Annotated in this window: 14 protein-coding genes and 1 pseudogene; 11 read left to right on the top strand and 4 right to left on the bottom strand. The window is 43.2% G+C overall.

From position 1 onward, the window contains the following. The first annotated feature begins 392 nt into the window (after window positions 1-392). Together L1286_RS20030 and L1286_RS20025 are read left to right on the top strand one after the other, a co-directional pair. Window positions 393-3,788, top strand: coding sequence for a PKD domain-containing protein (locus L1286_RS20030; protein WP_235408788.1), 3,396 nt, complete (start codon window positions 393-395; stop codon window positions 3,786-3,788). Window positions 3,789-3,896: 108 nt separating this feature from the next. Continuing rightward, window positions 3,897-4,544, top strand: a complete 648-nt coding sequence (locus L1286_RS20025; protein WP_235408787.1) for a hypothetical protein — start codon at window positions 3,897-3,899, stop codon at window positions 4,542-4,544. A gap of 61 nt (window positions 4,545-4,605) precedes the next feature. Here L1286_RS20025 and L1286_RS20020 read toward each other — a convergent pair whose 3' ends face one another. After that, window positions 4,606-5,229 (bottom strand): LysE family translocator, encoded by a 624-nt coding sequence (locus L1286_RS20020; protein WP_235408786.1) that lies wholly within the window; start codon window positions 5,227-5,229, stop codon window positions 4,606-4,608. Between the two features lie 246 nt (window positions 5,230-5,475). Between L1286_RS20020 and L1286_RS20015 the strand changes: the two genes are divergently transcribed. Further along, window positions 5,476-6,459, top strand: a complete 984-nt coding sequence (locus L1286_RS20015) for a hypothetical protein (protein ID WP_235408785.1) — start codon at window positions 5,476-5,478, stop codon at window positions 6,457-6,459. Between the two features lie 63 nt (window positions 6,460-6,522). Here the strand turns inward: L1286_RS20015 and L1286_RS20010 are convergent, their stop codons facing one another. Both L1286_RS20010 and L1286_RS20005 read right to left on the bottom strand, forming a co-directional pair. Then, a complete protein-coding gene (locus L1286_RS20010) occupies window positions 6,523-6,978 on the bottom strand; it encodes a DUF6882 domain-containing protein (protein WP_235408784.1) in 456 nt (151 codons plus the stop codon). A gap of 408 nt (window positions 6,979-7,386) precedes the next feature. Further along, window positions 7,387-7,860 carry a nuclear transport factor 2 family protein gene (locus tag L1286_RS20005; RefSeq protein WP_235408783.1) on the bottom strand — a complete coding sequence of 158 codons (474 nt, stop codon included), beginning with the start codon at window positions 7,858-7,860 and terminating at the stop codon, window positions 7,387-7,389. A gap of 280 nt (window positions 7,861-8,140) precedes the next feature. Here L1286_RS20005 and L1286_RS20000 point away from each other — a divergent pair, with 280 nt between their 5' ends. The 8 genes from L1286_RS20000 (at window position 8,141) to L1286_RS19965 (ending at window position 17,917) form a co-directional block, all read left to right on the top strand. Then, complete coding sequence (locus tag L1286_RS20000; protein WP_235408782.1) at window positions 8,141-8,455, top strand: antibiotic biosynthesis monooxygenase family protein; 315 nt, start codon at window positions 8,141-8,143, stop codon at window positions 8,453-8,455. Window positions 8,456-8,472: 17 nt separating this feature from the next. Next, entirely contained in the window at window positions 8,473-9,174 is a 702-nt protein-coding gene (locus L1286_RS19995; RefSeq protein WP_235408781.1) for a helix-turn-helix transcriptional regulator, read from the top strand. A 267-nt stretch (window positions 9,175-9,441) separates the two neighbouring features. Beyond that, complete coding sequence (locus tag L1286_RS19990) at window positions 9,442-11,916, top strand: TonB-dependent receptor (protein WP_235408780.1); 2,475 nt, start codon at window positions 9,442-9,444, stop codon at window positions 11,914-11,916. 250 nt (window positions 11,917-12,166) lie between these two features. Continuing rightward, entirely contained in the window at window positions 12,167-12,793 is a 627-nt protein-coding gene (locus L1286_RS19985; RefSeq protein ID WP_235408779.1) for a hypothetical protein, read from the top strand. A gap of 188 nt (window positions 12,794-12,981) precedes the next feature. Further along, window positions 12,982-14,091: a PepSY-associated TM helix domain-containing protein gene (locus tag L1286_RS19980; RefSeq protein ID WP_235408778.1), complete on the top strand. Its 1,110-nt coding sequence runs from the start codon at window positions 12,982-12,984 to the stop codon at window positions 14,089-14,091. A 193-nt stretch (window positions 14,092-14,284) separates the two neighbouring features. Next, entirely contained in the window at window positions 14,285-16,483 is a 2,199-nt protein-coding gene (locus L1286_RS19975) for a DUF6351 family protein (protein WP_235408777.1), read from the top strand. 81 nt (window positions 16,484-16,564) lie between these two features. Beyond that, a complete protein-coding gene (locus L1286_RS19970; RefSeq protein WP_235408776.1) occupies window positions 16,565-16,900 on the top strand; it encodes a gamma-glutamylcyclotransferase family protein in 336 nt (111 codons plus the stop codon). Window positions 16,901-17,152: 252 nt separating this feature from the next. Then, window positions 17,153-17,917 (top strand): GPI anchored serine-threonine rich family protein, encoded by a 765-nt coding sequence (locus L1286_RS19965; protein ID WP_235408775.1) that lies wholly within the window; start codon window positions 17,153-17,155, stop codon window positions 17,915-17,917. Between the two features lie 86 nt (window positions 17,918-18,003). Here L1286_RS19965 and L1286_RS19960 read toward each other — a convergent pair. Then, window positions 18,004-26,028 (bottom strand): annotated as a pseudogene (locus L1286_RS19960) (Ig-like domain-containing protein); the annotation flags it as partial. Window positions 26,029-26,160 lie beyond the last annotated feature (132 nt).

The following is a 26,160-nucleotide window of genomic DNA, read 5'->3' as shown; positions in this document are numbered from 1 at the left end:
GACAGAAAAATAGTGCTCATTACCGTAAAATTTAGATAAATAGCATCAAGTATAAAAATAAATAAGCTCAGCGTACCAGTTAATATATAAATGAAGTGTTAAAAAGTGGATTTTATAATTTATACACACAATGCGAAACGCATCTAATCAGCTGAAATTAAAGATTTATTTAAACTTAACATTACTTTAAAAAATATAGTGATTGCAACATAAAAATAGACCTAACTTTATTTTCAAATGACCTGTACGAATTTTCACCGTTTACTATGCTTTAGTGAGCTAGTGAAAGAAGTATACGTAATCTGCACAGATTGTACCGTGCGTTTCAAGAGGAACATACTATGTTTTATTCATGCAAACGGATGCATCTTGTCAGTACTTTGGTGCTATGTATGCTTGTTGTAAGTTGTGGCGGGTCATCTGGCGGTGATTCAGGCACCCCATCTACACCTTCCCCCACACCTACACAACCACAAAACAATGCACCAACAGTGTCGATTAGTGGCGAGAACTCCATCCAAGAACAAAAAGAAATATCACTGACGGCCCAAGCGACCGACAGCGATGGTTCAGTAGATGCCTATTCATGGCAAATCGTGGCAGGCCCGACAACCACGCTGCTAAACTCCACGACACCCACGGTTACTTTTACCACGCCAGATATCACAGAAGACACGACCATGACGCTGCGTGTAACCGTAACGGATAACGACAGTGCCACCGCAAGTGCTGACTTTAACCTCAGTATATTGCGTACCGTCAAGTCTGTAACGATTACCGGTCTGGTCACCGACGGACCCATTCCGAATGCGGCGTTAACACTCATCATTGGCGACAAAAACTTCGAACTCACTGCTGACTCTGAAGGTAAATACACCTACCAACTAGACGTTGACGAATCAATGGAAAATGACTTAGTGCGTATCCGAGCACGCGGTGGTAACACCCAATCAGAAGTCGAATTTTATTCACAATTACCCAGTTTTTCGTCAATCCAAGCGCAGGCCGGTGAAGATGGCATTTTAGACAAAGATGATAACTTTGGCGTCAACATTACTAACGTGACAACTTCTGAGTACGCACTGATCACCAGAGAAGTGGGGGTGCCAACTTCTCAAAGCGCGCTTAACCAAGCACTGGTCGGTATTGATGCAGACGAGAAGCTCACACTGGCAGCACTCATCAAAATCGTAGTGGATGGCGAAGGTGACAATGCATTTAGCCTGCCTCCAGGTGTAGACTCAACTTTCGACTTGGTATCAAGTCAATCTGCCATCGATGATCTTACCAATACTATTAACGAGAAAAACCCGTCCCTTATCGACTCTACAAAGACGGAAATAAAAGATGATGGCGACTTAGTCGATAGTGGGCAATCAAGTATCACAGGGAACTATTTGATTGGCTCCACCAGCCGTTTTGAAGACCTATTTCTTGAAGCTACTTTTAATGCAGACAATACCGGCACATTTGCAGATTACTCTAGCGGCGATACCACGTGGAGCCAAACCGAACAAGGGTTAGTCAGTATCGCCTTCGTTGGCGACGTACGCAGTAATGGTTTTCCATGCTCAGATTCAGGTGGAATGCAGTTTGTCTGTCAATTTAAATACAAAAGTGCATCGTTCAATATTATTGACGAGAATCCTATCTCCAAAGCCATTAGCATTACTTTTATCGGTGATGAAATTACCGTGGTCGATGAAGGTGAAGGCACCGTATTACGCAGTGATGTTTCAAGACCTGCAGAACTCTCAATGATTGATAAAACCAATACGATAACGCCTCAGAGTAGCCAGTTCAGTGGAAATTGGTACATCAACGCGCTTTATTATATGGATACTGGCTCCTACGCCAGTTTGGTCACCTTTAACACTGACGGTACTGGTAGCGCGCAAACGCCTTCTGGTGAGGCTCGTGCTGTCACTTGGTCAATCAGTAATAATGTATTAACCGTCACGCTGGCGGCCACCGATACTTTGGCAGCTAAGTCGTTTGAATATTGGATGATCAAAGAGGTTCATACCGGTTATCAATTTTGGGCAACAACTGAAAAAACAGACACAGAAACGCGACGCAGACGCAGTGGCCTTATGCTGCCTGAGCAACAAATCACCCTGACTGAAAGCGATGCATTAGGTCGGTTTAGGGAGTACTACGGATCATCAGAGTTACGCAATAATTTCATTGACAACTATGTGAATGGCGCATCGTATTACTTCTTGAATAATTTCCTCGATGCTTGGCAAGTATCAGGGCGAACGCTCACGATGAAAAACTATATTGATAGTACGTCAGGCACAGGCAGGTCAACCCGTCAATGCTCTGAAAACGCCACCAGTGAGCAATGCAGCGCCCAGTGGCATCAAAATATTGAAGTAATTTCCCGTGATAATAGTACCTGGTTTGCACGGGTTAGTTACCCGCTCTCGAGTCCAAACAGCTCAAGGGTTGTGCAATACCAAAAAGGACAGTCCACCCTATCGCAATTTGATTATTTCTGGCTAGACAATCGATTTATGTACTTTATCGAAGGTAGTCAGCTACTTTCTAACCAATTCTCAGTGAAAACAAATGAGGACAGCACCACATCACGGGTCGTGCTTACCAACGGCAGTGAAATTGGCAGTTACTCTATTGCCCAAGGGCATTTAAAAATCGACCAAATGGGTTCTGTTGGTGTGACAGAGCTAACCATGTTTGATAGAGATTACCTCAATGTCTGTGGGTACCCCGAAGGCACAACATGTGAATCAGGAGAAGTCCGCAATCTTTACTTTGATTCTGCGGTCGCTTCTAGAGCACTGAATCCCCCAACACCGGCCCCAACACCGCTTGCGATTGATGGCACTTGGTATGTCCCGAATGAACCAAACTTTGTTATTGTGATCCGTGATGGTGTGTGGGTACACATGGAATTGAAAACCGATCAAGACCCACAAGGGTTTGCTGGACTTGAAATTGGTAGCCTTAGCTGGAATGAATCAACTGGTGAACTTATGGTGTCAAAAGTGATTGACACTAATGGCGTTTACGGTTTTGACTCAGCATTGAAACACATTGCTACGGTGGCAAATAACCAACTTACACTCGACATAGAAGGAGAAAGCCCGATTGTCTTTGAGCGACTGCTAGATTCCTCAGAACCTAGAGTGGGTGGTTTTATTGAGTACCCATTGAGCACAGACAAGGTCTTTGTCAACGTGTTTTTACCAGACAACAAGTTCTTTGAGGCTGAATATAACCCCGCCATGTCAGATGGACCCGGGATTAATTATGGTGCTTATGTATATAACTCAGACTCAGGATTCACTCAACTCACTTATGAACTGAATCAACTCAATACTGATGACTCAACCTTCTTTATGTATCAAGCTGGACCAGATGTCATACACTGGAAAGATACCGATGAAGTGGGTGCAGTCGTCAGAGTCAAACTGAATGGTCCGCAAACACAGCTTGAAGCCTCGAAAGTAAAATACGAGCGTTTTGCGCTTAAAAATGGCGATACCACCCATTATATCGACGTATATGGAGATGGTACGGCAGACTTTGTCACGGACGGCAAAACACGGGCCTTCACATGGACTCTGACGCTTGGCCAGCTCAACTTAAAAGCAGTTACGCCCAGTAGTGGGCTTGCTGTGGAGGGTTACGTTATTACGCCAATATCGACTATCAATGACGGTTGGAATGTGGACGTTATTATGCTTTCTCACCCCACCGTGTTAGATAACCCAGACAGCCCAGATCATCACACACGGTTTAGCGGCACATTAAGACGCTAAGTTAGCTTACAAGACGGGGCTGTCTGCCTCGTCTTGTTACCCTACAAGACCCAAAACGGTATGTATATTGCTATGTAAGTGCATATGGATAAGGGCGAGCTGTGAGTTATGAAGCTAACACAAGACGAATTGGACTACATTCATGAAGTGGTAGAGCGCCCGTATCTGGAAAGAATAAGCAACCACGTAGAGTTTGAATCTCAACAAAAAAATAAAATACAAAACCTACTCAAGCAGTTGAGTCTATTCGACCCACACCGTTTATTACTCTCACACGATCAACATATTGCGTTGAAGTCTTTTGATAAGCAGAGTTTTTTGAAGCTATTTATGAAAATTGAAGCATTAGAAAATGACAACGACAATGAAGTTGCACTGCTAATGCTAATCGACCAATTACCTGAAATTATGGATGATCAAGGCTTTCCCAGAAACTGGCGTTTTCCTCCTTCTCCCCCAATTACGATGAAACTCGCAAACACCAACAGCTGCGAATACGCCTTTACTGTTGAAAGCCTGTCTATGTCTGGTGCCTGTGTAAATACATTCCCGTTGAGTGGCCAAATATGCATCGACCCATTTTTATCCGGACAAGCTGCTCTTGAGCTGACCTGTGGCTTGGAAATAAACGTGCAGATTGAGCGGGCAGTGACGAGAGCACAATACCAAGTGGCGCTACAATTTACGCCCGAGACTCACGCCAACCCAGTTTTAAAACTGTTAGTCTTGAACCATTATGTACAGAGCCAAACATAAACGTCGTGTTTTTAAGCGGCAAAAAGCTGCCTACTTAGCAGCTTATTACCGATTAAATAGGCTAAAAGGTTTGGTACAACACTCTTGCCGCTAACAACAAAAAGGCCGTACCAAGTACTTTCGAAATGAGTGATTGACGCGCTTGTAGGTTTAGCTTTTCGTTAGCAGATGACGTGGCGATGGAAACAAAAATAAACCACATTGCATCTATCGCAAACACGGTAAAGCACATCAAAAATGCCAAATAAACAGTCATCGCCTCAGGGTCAATAAACTGAGAAAATAGCGCCACAAAGAAAATAGCTGTTTTTGGGTTGATAAAAGCCACCATAAAGCCTTCTTTAGCGGCTGTGAGCCAATTACTCGTGTTATTTTCTGCTTGGGTTTCATTCGTGAGACTCGGTTTACTCGTCAATATTTTATAGCCCAGGTAAGCCAAATATGCGGCGCCCATATACAAAAGACCAGTGTAGAGCATGGGAAATTTAGCAATTAAGCTAGCTAAACCGAGTATAGACAATGCCGCATAACTCCCGACACCAAGCGCATGTGCCACACTGGCCGCAATACCAGAGTTAGCACCACCATTTATACTATGACGCAAAACAACCGCTAAACTCGGCCCTGGAGACATGGCTCCCAATGTACAAATTAGCGCTAAACTCAACCAAGCAGATAATTCCATACTCACCTCTTTGAAATTTTGAGCGCTGAGTTTACCTAAGTTTAGACTGCTACGCTAACAAAATTGAGGAACCAATTCAGCTCCAAACATAGTAAAACCGAACGCCTCACAATAGGCTTCATTATTTTTTGCAACCGCTTAAAGCATCAATGCCATTAAAAGAAAAAGCATGCGCTCTATTTATATTTACTTGTAAACGATTTATCATTTTTATGAGGGAAGATAATAGACAAAAGCAGTTAAAAAATGAGCATATTTTTCGCAAGAAATAAAAGAATCACACAACTTATATATATTTTATTGCTGCTTGCTGTATTCTTAACGGCTTTCTTCTATTTACCAGAAGAAAACATTCAACAACCATCCACGCAACCTGTCACGTCAAGTACACAGAAGACGCCACTACTTGCGCAAAATAACGATATCAACACGTTACGGCCGAACGCATCAACTCCGGCTCTGAAAACGGATACAACAACCAACGAGCCTACTCCATTAGTTATCTTGCAAAAAACAAACTGGAAGCAAGCAAACAACTTTTATGATGCTTTCTCACAGTTGAAAGTGGCCGCACAAAATGGAGACGCTGAAGCAAAATACGTCATTGCAGCAAATCTAAGATACTGTTTATCATCTCCGATCGATGATGCAGCGCTGCAAAAACAGTTAGATGAAGTGTCACTGTATGGCGATGCGGGTACGGCAATTGACAATTTAGTCGAGAAGTTCAACTACTGCGGAGGGATCACGCAAGCAGAACGCGCGCAATTTTTCTCGTATCTCGAAGATGCTGCACACAGCGGCTCAATTGCCGCACAAGAGTCTTTCGCATCTCTGACACCAGAATTTTATATGGCATCGCAAGGTTTTAAGTCATTAACACGGGACGATTATATCGCCGAACGAGATGCATTTGTTGCGCAACAGGTGACATTTTTAAACCAATCCGCGCAAAGAGGCAGTGAACTCGCACTCAAGCGCTTGTCAGGCCTTTACCATACGCAAAACTTGACTGACAACAGTTTGGCTAACTCCTATGCGATTAATCGTGTGATTATGGAGCTTACTGACAATGACAGCACTTTCAATCGTTATGCATGGTTTGAACAAAGACAGTACCCGTTGCTGTCAGCTGAAGAGCAACAAAGTGCAGAAGAAATTTTTGAGTTTTGGATTTCGACAATCAGAGCAAATGGGACTTTTTACCCAAGTAAAAAACCCCACTCATAATGAGCTCGATAACAGAGCGAGTCAATTCACCTCACTAACAGCTCAAACGATCATGTTGTTTTTTTATTCAATGTGACAAACTTCATGCAGTGCAAAGAAGTGAGTCTGGGTGCTTTCTTGCACTTTGTATATGCCTTGCGCTGCCAACACGTCTACTGACGCTGCAACCCATTGCCAAACCATGTCTTCGTCTACTGTAGTAACGCTGTCAGCAAAAGTGGAGAGACCTTTTTCATTCAGTCGCTTTTGGAGTCGCGCAATTGCCCTTTCCTCGGTAAAAGTTACATTTTGCCACGACCACGTCCACACACCTTCACTGGTGAGAAAAGAACCAATCGGCGTATATTGGGCACCTAGCATTTGACTGCTGCCAGTGGAGAAAAAAATACGCGCTTCATCAGCCGCTAATTTAAAGCTTTCAAAATAGCTTAAACCAAATTTATCATCTAATTCATTTTGTTTTCCCTGCAACATCTCGTAAGACGCTGCAAGAAAATGTTTTAATTCTTGCTTATTCATCAATCATACTCACCGCGCTTCTACTGAAGCGAGTATTAGTTACCTATACTACGTATTACATTAGCGAGTTTTTCTCGCCTATTATTTTTTATTTACTGGGTAGCAACTTTTCAAGGCTTAAAAATGACCACAATAGATTTTGCTGCGCACATTCTTATTTTTGGAATTAATTGAATAGCCCCCCTTTCATGCACTTCGCCATACTATTTTCAGTGCAAATCCGACATATTGGTCAGCCTTTAAAACCTGCCAATACACAATAACACCCTACATCCATAAATAAGTCAATAAGCTTCGCAGCTATAATAGGTACAGAGAACGCCATTAATCTAACGCATACGCATTTAGCAAAGGCTGGCAAGTACCCAAAACCAGCACTAGCCTAAGCGTTATTGGCATCGGATATATTCATCGTTTAATATCCACTGGCGCTTTTTCAACTTGCGCGTCGCTGTTTCTGGATACATATTGGGCGACCTTATTCGTTATCTGCCATTTTTCACCATCAAACATTAAATTTAAATAGTCTACAAACCCATGCTCACTATTTTTACCCCAGATAAACTCAACCGTCGCATTAGCAGCATGTTTAGTCATTGAAAGGTGGGTAATCTCAACCTCCACATTCCATTTTTTCCCAGTATCGATTAGTTTGATAAATTCATCTCGTTGAAAACTATTAAATTTTCCTTTGCTATCATAGAACTGAATTGTCGCAGATTTTTGAAATGCCATTTCAACGTTTTTACCGACACCTTCTGAGACCCCGCTAATATAAGACTGTATCGCACTTTTAGGTGTTGTAAATTTGTGCGCGTTTGCGCACCATGCCGTCAGTGAAAAAACAATTAAGCTGATGACGATGACAAATGATCTAACCATTGTTTCTTTCCTACTTTTTTATTAATAATTTTAATTTAATCAGACTATTACAGGGTCTGACCCTTATCAATCTACAAGAAACAAAGCAAATTAACTAGCATAATCAGCCATTTTTAAAGCCCTCTTTTACATCGAGGCGCATTTTATTTAAGAGACTGCGCTATCTATCTGTTCTAAATCGTTAACCAAACAATAAATCAACGCACTCAGAATCGACTCCTGACACTCCTTGACAAGATCATTTGCTTTAATACAACTTCCAAACACAAGGAGCTCAATAATGAAACAAAATATAATCGAAATCGTCACCTTTAAATTAAACGAAGGTGTATCTCACGCGCAGATGTTAGAGAAAAGTGCCGAATTTGAAGCATTTGTAGCCAAACAACCTGGTTTTTTATATCGTTCATTGGCGCATCAAGCAGATACTGATACATTCGTTGACATCAGCTATTGGGAGACATTAGAGGATAATAAGAAGATGCAGAGCGCATTTGAAGAAGTTGAAGTGTGTCAAGCTTTCTGTGCGTTAGTAAATAAAGCGTCTGTTGGGATCAGCCACCATTCAGTATTAACCAAAAGCTGCGATGCTTAATTAAGAAGAGGTAGATTGTGCATAAATCAGAGCGCTTGTTTCAGCTTGTAAATTTGCTAAAAGGACGCAAAGTCGCCGTCACAGCCAAACAGCTCGCCGAAAGATTAAATGTGTCTGAGCGTACAATCTACCGCGATATTCAAAACCTGCAGACCTCGGGCGTCCCCGTAGAAGGAGAAGCTGGTATTGGTTACCTGATCAGTGATTGTGATTTGCCGCCAATGATGTTCTCCTCACAAGAGCTACAGGCTTTGTTGATTGGCAGCCGTATGCTCGAAGCATGGACAGACCCAGAGCAAGCCAAGCATGCACAATCAGCCATCGCTAAAATAGAAGCTGTGTTGCCCACAAGATTAAAACAACTCAATGACTCTCTTCCATACTATGCGCTGGGCTTTAGCCATGACGAAACCTGCCAAGCGCACAACAAAGCTTTGCGAGAAGCCATCGAAGCTAAAAACCACCTTTTAATGACTTATCAGGATGCAAAACAAGAGATCAGTGAAAGAACCATTGAGCCATTGGGACTCGTTTACTGGGGTGGAAAATGGACAGTGATTGCGTTTTGTCTCCTTAGAAGTGCCTACAGGGAATTTAGACTAGACAGAGTTGTGTCTTTGACAGCACTCGACTCTCACTTCGAACATGGCACAGAAAAAAATCTAGCGCATTATATTGAACTTGTTAAGGCCGCCGCCTGTCATAATGAAAACACTTAAACTTCAAGCTTATACGACCAGTAGCACACTCTTTAATTGAATAAACATTTATTACATTTTAAATTATTTATTCAACTTAAAATTCAAGTGTAGAAACAAAAGCTCACCAACCAAACACACTACAACTACATCAAGCAAAGCTGATAACAAACTTTAACTTTGGCAACCTTTATTAAACGCAAATGAGAGTTGTTATCATTTATCATCACTGTTAGTATGCGCGCTCTCTGCGAATAAACAATCATATTGCGTAGTATGGAGTGTAATATGCAATTCTCTCGTTCACTAAAATCAAAAAGTGTCGTTGCAACTGCGGTAAAAGTTGCTTTGCTTGGTGGCGTTGTAGCAACAGCCCACGCAGCTGATAAAGCTGAAGCTGATATCGAACGCATCAGCGTTTATAACAAACACAATGCCTTAATTTTAGAGTCAGGTACAGCGACCAAGTCAAACATGGCACTAATGCAAACACCTGCTGCTGTCGTCGTTGTTGATGAAGAACTACTTAAATCACAAACGGCGAATACACTGCAAGACGCTATCCGTAACGTGAGTGGATTTAGCCAAGCTGGTAACAACTATGGTATTGGTGACAACCTTGCAATCCGTGGCCTTGGTGTAAATTACACATACGACGGTATGTACGGTGGTGCAAGCTTGGGCAATAATTACAACCCAACTCGCTCGATGACCAATATTGAGAGCATGGAAGTGCTAAAAGGCCCTGCGACAGGGCTGTATGGCATTGGTGCAGCTGGCGGTGTAGTTAACCTAATTGAGAAAAAGCCACAGTTTGAAGAGGCTTATGAAGTTAGCACAAAAATAGGTCAGTGGAATACATATGGCATCATGTTTGATGCAACAAATGCGATCACAGATGATTTGGCATACCGCGTGATCTTAAACCATGAACGTAGCGATGGTTACCGTGATCTTAAGCAAGACAGAGACGAAGTATATGCGAGTTTAAAATTCGTCCCTTCGAACGATCACACGTTACTATTTTCTTCAGCTTATATAGACGATGCAGTCCAAGTTGACTCCATAGGCGATCCCGTGCGTATCGTCAATTGGGATAGTATTGACGGTGACCCTCGAGCCTTGACAGGTAAAGATGTGCCGAATGATCCTAAATTCGTCATCGATGAAAATGGCAATAAAAAATACCTCGGTATTCAACTCACGGAAGCACAGCGCGAGCAACTCGCTCAGTCTATTTCTACAACTGATGGACTAAGACCCTATGATCTGGGTGACACAAGCTTGGTATCACCGCTGTCTACGCCAAATGAAGGCAAAGAATTGCGCTTCAAACTGCGTCACGATTGGCACCTAAATGAGGATTCAACACTGACTCAGCAGGTATTATGGCGTAAGTATGAATCTGATTTAGTCCGTCAAACGGGTGCATATAACTATGTGTACTGGGACCGCTCTGACAGAACTCATGGTTCGATTATTAATGCGGACCCGCGTGGTCCACTTGTGACAGAGGATGGTGAATTACATCCATTTGCAGCACGCCGTCAAGAGTACCGCCGCGCCATCTCTGACGAAAAAACATGGCAATATTTCGCAGACCTACAACTCGGTTGGAGTTATGGTGATATCAGTGGTGAGCATTTAATCAGTGCGAACTTTGAAAACCGCAGTATGGCATTTAAGCAATGGTCCGCGTACGATGCCGACGCGTATGACGAAAATGAGTTGCTTACTGTAAACCACCTGCCATATATCTTGGACATTCGCAACCCGAACTGGGGAACCGGTGACTTCATGGACTACGATCCAATCGTAAGAAGTAACTACAAAAAGTCTGTGCAAGCTTACGGTATTAGCATGCAAGAAGTTCTTTATCTGACTGATGCACTGACGATGAGAGCTGGTTTTGCTTACACAAGCATTGAGCAAACATATCAGCACTTAGGCACAAACCGTGCGACAGAGATCAAACCAGAAAGTGATACTGATGATGCAGGAACTACCTTCACATTTGGCATTAACTACCAAATTATGCCTGAGTTATCAGCATTTGTGAACGTGGGCAAAGGTCGCACAGCATTTGGCATACTGAGCTCTGTCAGTGAAACTAGTCCACCAGATTCAGAATCTGAAACTTTAGACTTAGGTATTCGCTTTACTGCCTTTGATGAAGACTTGCTTGGTTCTATCGTTGTATTCGAAACGAAACGTACTAACCTGAGATATAGCAACCCAGAGTATGATGACCAAAAAGGTCCTGAGTTTAATGCAGGTATTCCTCAGTACAAGTACGACAACAATGAAACAACGAAAGGTGTAGAGCTTGACTTAAACCTTGCGCTTGCAGAGGCGTGGAAGTTAAACGTCAACGCGACGTATCAAGATGCCGTCTCTATCCGACATGAACAGTCAGATCCTGCTCAGCGCGAAGCTGCGAAGAAAGGCATTCCAGAAAAAATGGCAAGCACTTGGTTGAGCTACACGGTACCTCAATTCACTGCTGGCGACTTTGAAATTAGCTTAGGCGTTAACTATGTTGGTGAGCGTACTGTGAATCATCCATCTTTTGGCTTACCGACCGCGAAAGTAGATAGCTACACACGCTGGGACATGGCGGCGGCATACCATTTTGACGCTTACCATGTGCAGTTCAACGTTGAAAACTTAACAGATGACACTTACTACAGCAAAGCCCTATTCTTAGGTGGCTTACCTGGTAACGAGCGTAACTTTAAACTCACATTCAACTACCAGTTCTAAAGTACACATATAAAGGCGGCAAAATGTCGCCTTTTTTACCTTCGGCAAAGCACACAACCTCAGCGCATGCCGATTTTTAAATTTTACACTTTCCCACCGCCCTATCCTTCGCAACTAAATTCACCACCCAATTGATATAACTATTTTTTATCGCTCATTGGTTTACTTCTTGCTTGATATTGTGACCCTAGTTTGGATCGGTAAGTTTTAATACCCGGCAGAATGCGCTTGACGAAAAAAGGACGTATTAATGAGCATAATCACAAGTAACCTCCTCTCAAAGTTTGACCATACTCGACACTTAGACACCCAAAACAGTATTGATAACCAAGCTGCCTTTTCACAAGAATTACACAGTGCATTGACAGCCAAACCCGCAATGTTAGATCCCAATTTGGAGATGCCCATCTCACTCAATACGAATGATGCCGAAATCTCCCAGCAAGCTAAGGAGTATTACCATCACGCGCAGACAGCCGCACGAGGGCGAGTCGACACAACGGCAGACATGCGAAATCAAGCGTTGCAGCTTTTCAGAGAAACGGTAATTGAAATAATGGACATGCCAATTGAAGTTGAAATAGAACCGCATGAAATAAATGAAGCCTTGTTGTTTGGCAGTCTTGGCATTGACTTTTTAGAGTACAAGGAAGCAGGCGTACGAATTGAGATGTTAAACCTCACTGCACAAGATGTAAATAACACGCGCGCATTACAAACTTCAGACAAAGAGAAGTTGAAAGAGTTGATAGACGAGCAAATAAGCAAACTAGATTTACAACGCGAGGAAATGCTCGCAGGTACTTTTATCAAAGAAAAATCAGACCACCGAGCGATAGTTGAGCAGCAATTTAGTCAGCTAGATTTCGAGTTATGACCTGCTTTAAATAGCTCAATCAGATACCTACAGCAATGCCAATTTTGCAATTGACAAGCCACCACCAAAGCGCAATTGATATCTATTTTCATTTTTATTATCATAATAATACTATAAAAATACCTAGCAAAATTGACGCTAGCGAATTTCAATAAACTGCACAATTTAACCGCTAAGTGACCCTAACTATGTCTAAAAAGAAGCTGCATCAATTACATGGCTGGCTTGGATTTACCTGCCTTATCCCATTCATTCTTATTAGCCTGACTGGCAGCCTATTAGTATTTAAAAAAGAACTAGATGTGTTACTTATGCCTACCTATACGCAAGTCATTCCTAGTGATACAAGATTGAGCGAAAACGCGCTAATAGATGCGATTAACAATCAGCTACCCGAGTACGAGCTAGGTAGTTGGGAGATACTTGGGCAGCCGTCCTCAGCAATGACAGAAGCTGACCGTATTTATCTGATCCGAAAAGGCACGGACAATTGGTTCAAAGCACACTTAAACCCTTTTACGGGTGAGGTCATCAGCCCACCAGTTGCGCTCAACCATTATTTGACTGACTGGCTGCTAGAATTGCATTACACCTTATTGTTAAATGATATCGAAGGATTAGACAAGGATCTAGGCACGGCCTTTACCAGTCTATTTGCCCTTATTTTGATCTTCCTGGGTATCTCCGGTCTTGTCATCTATCGTCACTTTTGGCGCCGCGTATTTACGCTGCGTTGGAATTCGAGATTATTAGTTGTGTTCAGCGACGTTCATAAAATGGCTGGTACCTTAGCCTCGCCGATCCTACTCATTTTAGGGATCACCGGTGGATACTATAATATCGCCATCTATGTTCACGAATGGCAAGAGCATCAAGACGGTCATGCACACCATCAGATGGCCCAAAAGCTCTACAATAAACACCTTGATTTTGACAGGCTGTTCTCACAAGCAGCGAACCACATACCTGGCTTTGAGACAACTTATGTACTCATGCCCAGTGAACCGAATCAACCAATCACACTGTATGGCAAGACACCTACGGAAAATCCGCTCATCAGTGATTACGCAAGTACCGTGTCATTTAACGCCCAAAGCGGTGGGTTCATTGGCGCCTATGATATCCGAGATCAAGCGTTTGTTCCGGTATTGATCGACACGTTTAGAAAGCTCCATTTTGGTAATTTCGCTGGCTATACTTCGCAGATAATCTGGGCATTTTTTGGCTTTATGCCCGTGCTTCTTGCTAGTACTGGCGGTTATATTTGGCTAAGAAGAAGAAGTAAACGACGTAAATAATCCTACTTAAATGGATCGTTTGTCTCCACAATTCGGCTGCAAACGATCCCCCATGCACTTTTCTAACTTGCTAATTTTGTGCCTTTTAATGGGCTTGTTCTAAATCGATTTACTATAAATAACAAACAAATAACAACGCACACGGATCAGAAATTCTAAACTTGTAGTAAAGCAATCGAAGATCGAGGTGTGTATGCTGAAAAAGTTACTGATCATTTTGGTCTTACTTCCTCTGCTGATATGGCTAGTCTGGCTGCAAATAGACTTACCCAATGAAGACCGCAAGTACGCGGTCAAAAACAAAGCCCCAACCCAAGAAAATTACTTACTCAACGTTGAGCCACACATTGCAAAAGTGAAGAGGCCTGTGGATCACTTTGAGTTCCCAATAAAGGTCGGCGCAATTGGTCCAACACAAAGTCTATATTCTGGTCCAAACCAATATCCGTTTTATTGTATGTCCAGAGATTCCTTGTTAGGTCAACCAGAAGTAGATAACCATCAAGGCCTGGGGGTGCCCGTATACAACAACGAGAATATCATCGGGTATAGTAAAGACTGCTCAGTAAAAACGACCATCGCCTATTACACTTTAAGTCGACAAGAAAAAGGATTCAAAGCAGTCAAACTTGAGAATCCCACTCTCGACTCAGCCACAAATTTGCCATTATTTAGAGTTGAGCAAGGGACCATTAACCGTTTTATTTATACCATTGTGATGCCAATCAATGTGCAAGAAGTTGGGGATAGACTTGCCCAGTCTCAATGGAACAAGCGACTCATTTATCAGTTTAATGGTGGCTCTGGGATTGGTTTTCGCCAAGGTAGGCAAAAAGCAACCCGGGTAATGACTCGCCAGGCCAATCAATTACTTGATGGGTATGCAGTCATAAGCTCTAGTGGCAATAAAACCAGTTATACATACAATATGCTGTTAGCTGAAGACACCGCAAGAAGAGTGAAAAAGCAGTTCGTCGCCTTGTATGGCAACCCCCTTTACACCGTTGGCGTAGGGGGTTCAGGAGGTGGACTGGCGCAATATCTCATCGCACAAAACAGTACGGGCATTCTCGATGGTTTAATTCCCCTGTACAGTTACCCCGATATGATCACACAAACGACTTACGCGCTAGACTGTGATTTACTAAACAATTACTTCACGTTCAGAGCAAGCGACAAAAAAGCATGGCGAAATTGGGATCGTCGCAGGCTAATCGAAGGCATGAATGCAATCAATGGTTTTCCTCAAAAAGCTGGGTTTTTGCAACCGCTCAATCAATTGATGTCGGGGTTTGTCCCTCGCTTTCCAGAAGGAAATAGTGAGTGTATCAATGGTTACTTTGGGCTATCTGCGTTTATCAACAATCCACGGCAAGGCTTTATCAGAGAGTTATTTTCTGACCATGTTGTAGACTCAACGCATTGGAGTTATTGGCAAGATATGTCCCATATCTTTGGCAAAGATGAAAATAATCAGGGACTCAGTACATGGGACAACGTAGGTGTGCAGTATGGTCTGAATGCACTAAAAAATAAACAAATATCGATTGAAGAATTTCTAGATATTAATGCCAACATAGGCAGTTGGAAACCTCAAGGCGAGATGCAACAAGAAAGTATTGCCCTACCATTTGGCCATAAAATTCCAATTTGGCTAACTCTGTGGGGTAATCACAATATCACCACGCCCATTGGTCAAGTTGCCCCAAGGCACATTGGGTCAGTTCAGGCAATGAATAAAGCATATCAATCAGGCCAAGTTTTCATCGGTCAAGTGACTATTCCAATCATTGACGCAAGGCACTACCTTGAGAACGAACTAGACATGCACCATATGTCTGCATCCTTTTACAGTCGTTTAAGGATAGAGTCAGCCAATGGACACAGTGAAAACCATGTCATTTGGGTCGCACATAAAGATCATAACCCAACCCAACATGCATTTGAGATGATGGACAAATGGCTCATGGCTTTGCATAATTCTGCGTCAAACACGGTTACCTCCTCTAAACCAAGTTCACTTCAAGATAGTTGCTTCGATGGTGACGGTACTATATACGCAACAGGCGAGGATGTATTCGATGGTGCTTGGAATGGCAAAGCGAGTGGTAAATGCCAGACTCGTTTTCCAATGTTTAGTACAAGTAGAATTGAAGCGGGTGCTAATTGGGATGGCGCAATGTTTAAATGTCCTTTAATTTCGATAGCACAAGCAGTACAACGAGGCATGTATGATCCCGTAGATATGAGCAATTACATTACTCAATTAAATACGATCTTCCCTGATGGCGTATGTGACTACAAGGGCGTCGATGTGGGCATGCCTTTGCACCCATTATTTAATAGGCGTGCTCTGCAAACAAAAAATCGTGGGATATTAAGCGCTGAGTAATTTAATAAAAACGGCGGGTTATATAATACCACCCACGATGATACAGTGAATTTTTAGGATGTATTTCAAGGGTTTTAATTTATGCATGCACTTTTTAGCTACGGTACGTTGCAACAAAAACAAGTCCAAAGGGATACTTTTGGTAGAGAGTTAAACGGCTTTGCGGATAAACTCCTAGGGTATGAGCTTGGTGAAGTCGAAATTACCGATGAGGAAGTGATAGCATCCAGTGGTAAGCGATTTCACCCGATATTAAAAAAGTCAGATAACCCACACAGCACGGTGTCTGGTACCGTTTTTATGATCACACATGAAGAGTTACTGCACGCGGATAATTATGAAGCCGATTGCTATCGACGTATAAGCGCGCCACTGGCATCAGGTAAAATATGTTGGATATATTCAGAAAATAAATAATATGTAATTTCTCGAGTTTATTACAATTCATTTTATCTCCATATTGGTTCTATATTATGACCTGGATTTTTACGAAGAACATGGAAGTTCAACTAGACAATCATCCAATAAACGCGCTATTTACTTCACCTTTACTAAGACGCTTCGACACATTATAAATGTCATTTAAATTGTTTAAAATTGTTAAGTGATATTCCAGTTCTTTCTATTTATCACTAAGATTAGGTACACACATTCATCGCGGGTACCAAAATGAAAACATTAAAACTCTCAGCTAGTGCACTGACCCTATCGACACTGCTTTTAGGTTGCTCAACTTCAACTACCGAATCAGAAAATGTAAAAACAGAAGCAATTTGGGCAGATATTTATGTCACATCACAAGGAGAAAGCAGCAGAGTAATTGCTGAACTCAATGTCAGCAGTCGCAATGGCAATAATATTCAGCTGTCAGATAAAGATAAACTAGAAGCAAGCGCAGGTGGTGTTAAAAAAGAGCTTGAGCAAGATGATGATTTTTTCGATATTGATTATAGAGCCACTTTTAATATCGCAGAAAAAGACACCCAATTTACAGTGCGCTTTTTACGCGGTGAAACCAATGAAACACTTGAAACTTCATTAAAATTACCAGCCCCTTATACCATTATCACACCGCAAAAAAACCAATCCTTTTTTAGAAAGGATACCTTAGAGATTAATTGGACACCTGATGACGCGACTGACACTGCGTTGGACCTGGCTTTGACCATCACATGTAAAAACAATGAAGGCAATGATACGAGCACAGGTACTACCGTAAGAAATATTGATGACGATGGAAGCTATAGTATTAACCTTGAGTCACTCGACGGCCTAGTTGATCCGTTGCTTAATACTAAAAAAATGTGCGAAGGTCAGGTATTTATGGAGCGCATAAGATATGGTGTTCTGGACAGTAAATTTGCAGAAAGTAGCCGTGCAAGGGCGATTCAAGAACGCTACTCTGACAAATTTGAAGTGAGGTTAGCGCAATAGTCATCTCTGTTAGCGTGTGAAGTTATTTAAACAAATAAATACTGCAACAGAAACCTGAAAGCCCCTGTCGGGGCTTTAAATTGGGTTTAAAACTTAGCACTTAATGAAAGTGAAATCTCATTCACCTTATTCTCACTAATATCAAAATGTTTGTACTGTAGCCCCACCTCAAATGCACTGTTCAACTGATAACCCAGCTCAGTGCCTAAAAACGCATTCGTTTCTGCTGCCTCATAGCTTTTTAAAAACCGCTCATCTCGTGTGCTATCGATACGATATTCCCAGTCAAACGCCCCTAGAAAAACCTCCCCAGTAAAATTATGCCACTGGAACAGGTCATAATTGACTTGCACAGTGAACCCTTCAGGCAATACAGGAGAGACACGTGCCAATTGTTGATGCGCTTCATCGGGTGTCAGACTCTCGCCAGAAAAGTTCACACGCCCCTGCCCCAAATCAACATAACCAATACCCACATGCCAATTTGGCAACAATTCATAATATCCACTCACTGACCAAGAGCGACTAGTGTCATCAATCTTATCGATTTGCAATCCACTATTATTTGCTAGCCTATCTGCGGCAACCGCTTCCCCTACAGTCCCTTTGACTGTCCATGATTCTGCATATGCTGAATGGGGTAATAAACAAGCAAGCGATATCAGTGCATAGCTAGGCAACACTGTTTTTCTCCGACGTAATATTAGTGCTGAAAGCATCACAATGAGGGTTCCTCCCAAGCTTCCTGAAGATTTATTTTCGATTGTAACTGCCTTGTATGCAGTCACGGTGATACGTGCTATGCCTTGTGAAATACCCCCTTTAGCATCCACGATGGTATAAGTGATGACATCGATGCCTTCAAAACCCTGTCTCGGTGTATAGGTCAGCGTGCCCGCTGTATCCAAGGTGACTGAACCATACTGAGCTACAGCGTCGACCAACGATATTGCATCACCTTCACTGTCAAGATCATTTGCCAACACATCTATCGTTATACTTGCTCTGTCATTGGTCGATGCCTCATCCAATTTTGCCGAAGGCGGTGTATTAACCGCTAAGTTCACCGTCACAGTGCTATTCGCCGTTCCACCTTGGCCGTCGGTTACGCTGTATTGAATTGTCGCTGTGCCAACAAATGTTGACGGTGGTGTATAAGTAAGCTTGTTATCAGCTACTGTTACAACCCCAAAATCAACGCTGGCACTGGTAATTGTAAGCGCATCACCATCCGCATCAGAATCATTCGCAAGCACATCAATCACAATTGATTGACCCGCACCTATTGTCAGCTCATCTGCTTGCGCAATAGGTAACAAATTATCCGTTTTAACAACCGCGACGCCACCTGGATCGATGATGCTCCCATTCGCAATGCCATCGTCATCATTGGGTCCACCATCTACGATCTGTAATTTAACACACCAATCACCTTCTCGCAGTCCCTCCTGCCAGGCATCACTACCAGGAGGCGCACAATATCCAGGTTCACCCAATGATGAGTAAATCTTATTTGTTTCATCAACCACAAAATCAACCCACTGACCATTTTTTAACTTCCGGTACACCGCATTAATTGGGATGGGTTTACGTTGTGGGATAACGATGCTGTAAGTATCTCCATTTTGCGGCAGTCCTGTGGCAATAAAGTCAAATAGCCCACCGATGTTAATCGCAGTATCATCTTCTTGCAGTTCTTCAGGCAACAGTTGCACACCTCCTGTGCTGTTCTGAGCAATCGTGACGCCCTTGCGAATACATACTCCAGGCTCACCTTCAATCAAAAACTGATCGGCTTCTAGCACTTGTTCTTGCATGACATTACAGTCGGTAATGGCATCCTGAAAATCAGGAATACCATCATTATCCGAGTCACTATGTCCCTCTTCATTATCCGGAATTAAATCTCCATCGGTATCTTGGTTTGATAATGGAATGAGTGACGGAACCACTTCTAAATAAATTTGCATCGTTGACGATAAACTCGGCTCACCATTGTCCGTGGCTGTAACTTCAAGTCCATATATACCAGTAGCAAGGGAGTTTGGTGAGAATGTAAATTCATCGTCTTGCGTACTCAGGTCTTGAAGTTCAGGGGTAATAGCTTGCCATTGCAAAGATACCCTATCTCCAATATTTGCATCACTCGCGATGGCTTTGACAGTTACCAGTTCATCTGTTGCGGTGACTGTTGTCCGCTGCTCACCGTTTTGCGTAGCTGAAAGCGTTAATTCTGGCGCGACATTCTCTTCAACTATGGTGATTTGCGTTGAGAACTTAGCGCCTCGGTTTAATTGTTCTCCCAAAGTCACAATTATCGTCTCGTTGCCTTCAATCAGAGCATCTTCAACAACTTCAAAAGAAATCACCCCTTCTGTTCCTGAGGTAATTTGTATACTGCCATCAAGCAATGTGTGATCGGCCGAAGACGCACTGCCAGACACTGTGTATGCAATCTGTACGGGGTATTGAGGTGACTCCCCATTTAAATACACGCCGAGATTAAAGCGCTGCCCCTCTGAGAGCTGAACATCTTTTGCCAATGAAACAAGTGGGTTGATGAGCACATTTTGCGTCGCAAAGGCGCGCAGACCATTGCTGTCTTGCGCGCTCCAAGTTGCTAAATGGCGCCCCGGAGGGAAAAGCGTGTTGTTATCAACAAGGGATACACCGATCACATTGCCATTACTATCTGTTGCCGTCGCATTACCTAGCTCTACTTTAGTGTAAAGCGCGGTTGCATTAACGGTGACATCCGTTGGTACTGTAATTGCTGGCGGCGTCCCCGAGCTGTCGTTACGGTTAATCGTCAACTCCGCGGTTGCTCTACTAATCGCCCCAGATGAGTCTTTCACAACATAGTCAATAATCACAACACCATTAAATGTCTCTTCTGGGGTATAAACTAATTCTTGGCCTTGAATTTCTATGCTGCCCACTGAAGGCTGGGCACTCAAGATAGTCAGGGCATCTCCTTCATCGACGTCCGTATCATTTGTCAGCACCGCTAATCGATATGTGCCTGTTGCCTCATCAAATGACTCCTCCGAAAACACATCATCAGATGCAACTGGCGCGTCATTGATGTTTTCAATCGTCATGGTCACAGTGGCGGTATTTGACAGTGCACCGCTGGTATCTCTGACCGTATAAGTGAATATGTCATCTCCAACTTCATTCGTATTTGCGAAGTAAACGATACGACCCAATGCGTCTATGCTGACTTGCCCTTTTTGTGGCGCCTCGACAATACGCAAAGAATTCACATCAAGCTCTTCGTTACCATCCACATCCACATCGTTGCCTAGGACATTCACGGCAAATGAACCTTCTTCATCCAGCGCAGCAATGTCATCATTTGCGACCGGTGCATCATTGACAGGCTCAATGGTTAGCGTCACCGTGGCTGGCTGAGACATTAAGCCTTCACTGTCCGTAAGCACATAAGTAAATGTAAAGAAGCCATTTTGATCTTGAGCAGGATCAATTTGCAATCGCCCATCTGTCAAAATCGACACATTTGCAAAATCAAAACTGCCATTGTTTTGAACGGTAATATTTGCGCCATTGAAACCGGCATCCTCAACGTCAGAGTCGTTATTTAATACATCCAAAATCACTTGTGTATCTTCTGATGTCGTCGTGGAGTCGTCTGCTGCAATGGGAGCGTCGTTGACTTCACCTATGGTAATTGCTATCGATGCAGGCTCAGAGTCTGCGCCGGTACTATCGGCAATTGTGTAAGTAACCCCGTCAGTACCCTGCTCATTTTCTAAAGGCGTATAATTAATCACACCAAGCTCATTATTAACATCTACGTTCCCGCGTTGAGGTTGGCTTCTCACGATAATGTTGCCTGAAGGGATACCGTCTTCAATATCCGTCGCAAACAGCCTCACATTGATTGATGTTGCCACAGCATCTTCGTCGATATTAACCGATAGGTTTTGTGCTTCAGGTAAGTCATTTACGGGGGAAATAACGATGGATACCGTCGCTTTCTCCGAGTTATTTGCGTCCTGGTCAGATACAATATAAGTAAAGGTATCGTTACCATTAACATTTTGATTCGGGGTATACGTTGCTACCCCATTTGTCACAGACACGGACCCAAAACTAGGCGTATCAACCACGATGGCTGAAGATGCCACTAAATCGCCTTCGGGATCGGAGTCATTGTCAAGTAAGTTAATGGCAACCGCAGTATCTTCATTGGTTTGCGCACTGTCATCAACGGCAATAGGGGCCTCTGATACTGGCACTATGGTGATGTTCACCGTGTACAACTCTGACGTTGCACCCAAGGTATCTTTGATACGATAGGTAAAGCTATCACTTAGGGTTTCAGAATTGTCGTGAACATAGACGAAACTGCCATCAACATTTACAGAGAGTGACCCAAATGACGGTTGACTGAATTCAGCGAGCGAGATGACATCTCCGCTATCTATGTCAGCGTCAAACACAAAGATTGAGCTTAACAGGCCGGTACCTGCATCTTGACTCAGCGTCCCGCCCTCTGAGGCTTCAAAATTACGATTGCTCCCTGTCGGTGCATCATTAGTATTAATAACTTGAACGTTAAAGGCACTGAGTTGAGCAGTAGCTTGACCATCAGATACCGTAATCTCAATGTTGTTGTAGGTTCCCACATGGCTGTCATTCGGTATGCCGGTGAGGGCACCTGTTGATGTATCAAAGGCAGCCCAATTAGGCTGGTTTTGTATGCTAAATGTCAGTGTGTCTCCGTCAATATCAGATGCATTAGGCACAAAGCGATAGCTGCTGTCTTCATCTACAGAGGTAACAGGGCTGCCTGAAATAACAGGAGCATCATTGGTGTTAACAACCGTGATAGCAAACGCACTTAACTGTGCAGACGCCACCCCGTCAGAAACACTGATAACAATATTGTCGTAGCGACCGACATTCGCATTAGTAGGCGTGCCAGATAAACGCCCTGTATTAGCGTCAAACACAGTCCAATTTGGTTGATTGACAATGCTAAAGCTAAGTTTATCGCCATCTTTGTCCGCTGAAGTTGGTACAAACAGATATCCACTGTCCTCATTTACTTGTGAACTTGGGATGCCTGATATCGTCGGCGCGTCATTGACGTTAGCAATAGAAATTGACACGGTTGCAATATCCGAGTCTACTTGCCCATCATTCACTTTAAAAGTGAAGCTATCTGAACCAAAAAAGTCTATATTTGGCGTATATGTAACGATATTATCTTCTAGCGTATACGAACCATTTGCAGGTATATCAACAATGGTATAACTCAGGCTGTCACTATCTATATCATCTGCTGACAGCGAAATAGCCAATGTCGCCTCTTCATCCACATTAACTGACTGCGCAGATACCGTTGGCTGGTCGTTGACAGCGTTCACAGTCAACTTGATGGTCGCAGGTTGAGATGACAACACGCCATCATTCGCTACAAAAGTAAATGTATCACTGCCATTAAAATGGGCTGATGGTGTATAGAGCCAAGTTGTATCCGATTGCGCTTCAAGGGTACCATTGGATACTCCTGATTGAATCTGATAGCTCAAAGTATCCGATTCTTGATCTGTCCCAGATAGAGTAACAAGCAAGCTGGCGTCTTCATCAAGGCTGAGGTTTTGATCTACTGCAACAGGCGCATCATTCACAGGAATGACTGTCATAGTCACCGTTGCTTTATTGGAAATTGCACCTGCCGCATCCTCAACGGTGTAAGTAAATGTATCGTCACCAAAGTAATTGGCATTTGGCGTATAGACGATGGCGCCTTGTGCATTGACCATTGCTTGGCCAAATTGCGGCTGATCAACGACGGTAACACTGGCGAGGTTGAAGCTGTCGTTTACATCGACATCCGTATCGTTACCTAAAACATTTACCTCAAAAACGCCTTCTTCTTGCAAGCTTGCAGTATTATCAATGGCAACGGGCGCATCATTGACAGGTGTTAAATTTACAGTGACCGTTGCGGGTTCAGACACCAGCCCTTCACTATCGGTCAGTGTATAGTTAAAAGTGAATGTGCCATTTTGATCGGCTTTTGGCACAATGTTTAACGTACCATCAGCGGCGGTATTCACTGTTGCTTTCGTATAGTTACCAGCCCCATTTCCCTGATCTTCAAGTGTGACGTTTGCGCCATTAAACCCCTGATCTTCAACGTCACTATCATTCGTTAGAATCGCTAAGGTTGTGGTCACGTCTTCATCCGTCGTGACCGTGTCATTGGTAGCCACAGGTTTATCATTAATGGCACCAATCGTAACAGTTATCGTCATCGGCGCCGATTCGCCACCGTCATTATCTTTTACTGTATAAGTAAAACTGTCACTGCCGACTTCGTTCGCATTCGGTTTATAAACAAAAGTACCTTGTTGCTGATTAATCTCCACCGAGCCCTTTGCGGGCTGTGTTGCTATTGCCAAGTCTCCAGTCGGAACTCCATCCTCGATGTCTGTCGTTTGCGCTCTTACTTGCAATGCATCTGAGTCAGTATCCTCTGAGGTGTTAATCGCAAGCTCTTTGGCGATAGGTAAATCGTTTACAGCAGTAATGCTCACAGCCACCGAAGCAGTATTTGATGTGTTTTGCTGAGCGTCTTTTACCGTATATGTAAACGAGTCTGAACCAACCTCATTTTCATTTGGCGTATAGGTGGCAATCCCATTTTGAATAACAACACGCCCTTTCGATGGAGATGTCACCACCGCGGCGGATGAGGCAACCATATCCTGCTCAGGGTCGCTGTCGTTAAACAATAAATTAAGACTTCCGGCAGTATCCTCTACCACACTCAATTGATCATTTGTCGCAGTTGGTGCATCGGCAACTGCTGTAATGGTAAGGGCAACGGTATAGGTATCCGAGGTTGCACTCGCAGCATCTTTGACTCGATACGAAAATTGGTCACTATGGTTTTCACTGCCATCATGTTGATAAGAAAAACTACCATCTTGATTTAAAGTTAATTGACCATATGTTGGCCCTGATACTTGTTCAACCGACAAGGTATCGCCACTGTCTGTATCTTTGTCTGTTGCGGTGCTCAGCAACCCTTGAGCAGAATTGACTGACAACAAACCAGCTTCTGCCAAGGTAAAGGAAAATGCCGTGCCAACAGGGGCATCATTGACATTGGTTACTTCGATATTAAAACTGGTAAGTGAGGCTGAATCAGTACCATCATTGACCGAGATCTGAATATTATTGTACTCGCCTACATGAGCATCGGTAGGCGTTCCCGAAAGAAGACCTGTATTTTGGTTAAATGAAGCCCAACTTGGCAAGTTAACCACACTGAACGTGTGTGTATCCTGTTGGTCCGGATCGGTCAATGTGGGAGTAAAGCTGTAAGCCTGATCTTGCGCAATAGTCGTCGCAGGTTGCCCACTCAAGCTCGGCGCTACATTATACTTTTTGGTCACAGTATCAGTGATAGCAGTACCACGATTTCCAGCCGCATCAATCATGATCACTGAGATTGTCAACGTCCCCTCTGCCAAGTTACTCACGTTTAACCCCGTAACTTGAGTGGTAGTCGCTGAAATATTTCCACTACCGGTAACTGACTGATTGTTCACATCTGTAATACTGTACTCAAAGGTCCCAGCCCCTTCCAAACCAGTTAAAGTAAAGCTTAATGCAGACTCGTTATCTCTGTTAATTAAGTTTTGGTCTACGCTCACCCCTTGTCCGCTCGGCGCTTTTGTATCAATGTTTAACGTTAACTGGCTTGCTGCATTATTTGCATTACCTGCAGCGTCAGTAAATTTATCAGCATTAATATCTAGTGTAGCAGCCACTTCAGAGTTTTCTGTTGGCGTAAATACGACACGATACTGGACATTAGAGGTCGCGGTAAATGCGCTCAAACTGCCGCCTGACACACTGATATCATCTATTGTAAAATTACTACTTGCTTCACTTAACGTCATTGAGACTGTGGCTGTTTCACCTGCTTTTAGATCAGTATCAGATGCAGAGAAAGTCGTCACCGTCGGTTTAACGGTATCTAATTCACTGGTTGCTGTCACCACTGTGGCTGCATTACCCGCAGTATCGGTGAGTGTCACCGACAGGGTTAACGTGCCATCATTTAACGCGCTTAAATCTAAATTACTTAGCTGCTGTGAGGCTGATGTCACCGTGCCATTGCCCGTGACATTGGTGCCACCGTGACTGCTCGAAATCGTATAACTGTAAGTTGCCCCTACTTCGGCACCGGTAAAGCT

The organism is Pseudoalteromonas sp. SMS1 (assembly GCF_021530565.1).
In the GTDB taxonomy this organism is placed as follows: Bacteria; Pseudomonadota; Gammaproteobacteria; order Enterobacterales; family Alteromonadaceae; genus Pseudoalteromonas.
This window is presented reverse-complemented; position numbering and strand designations above follow the sequence as displayed.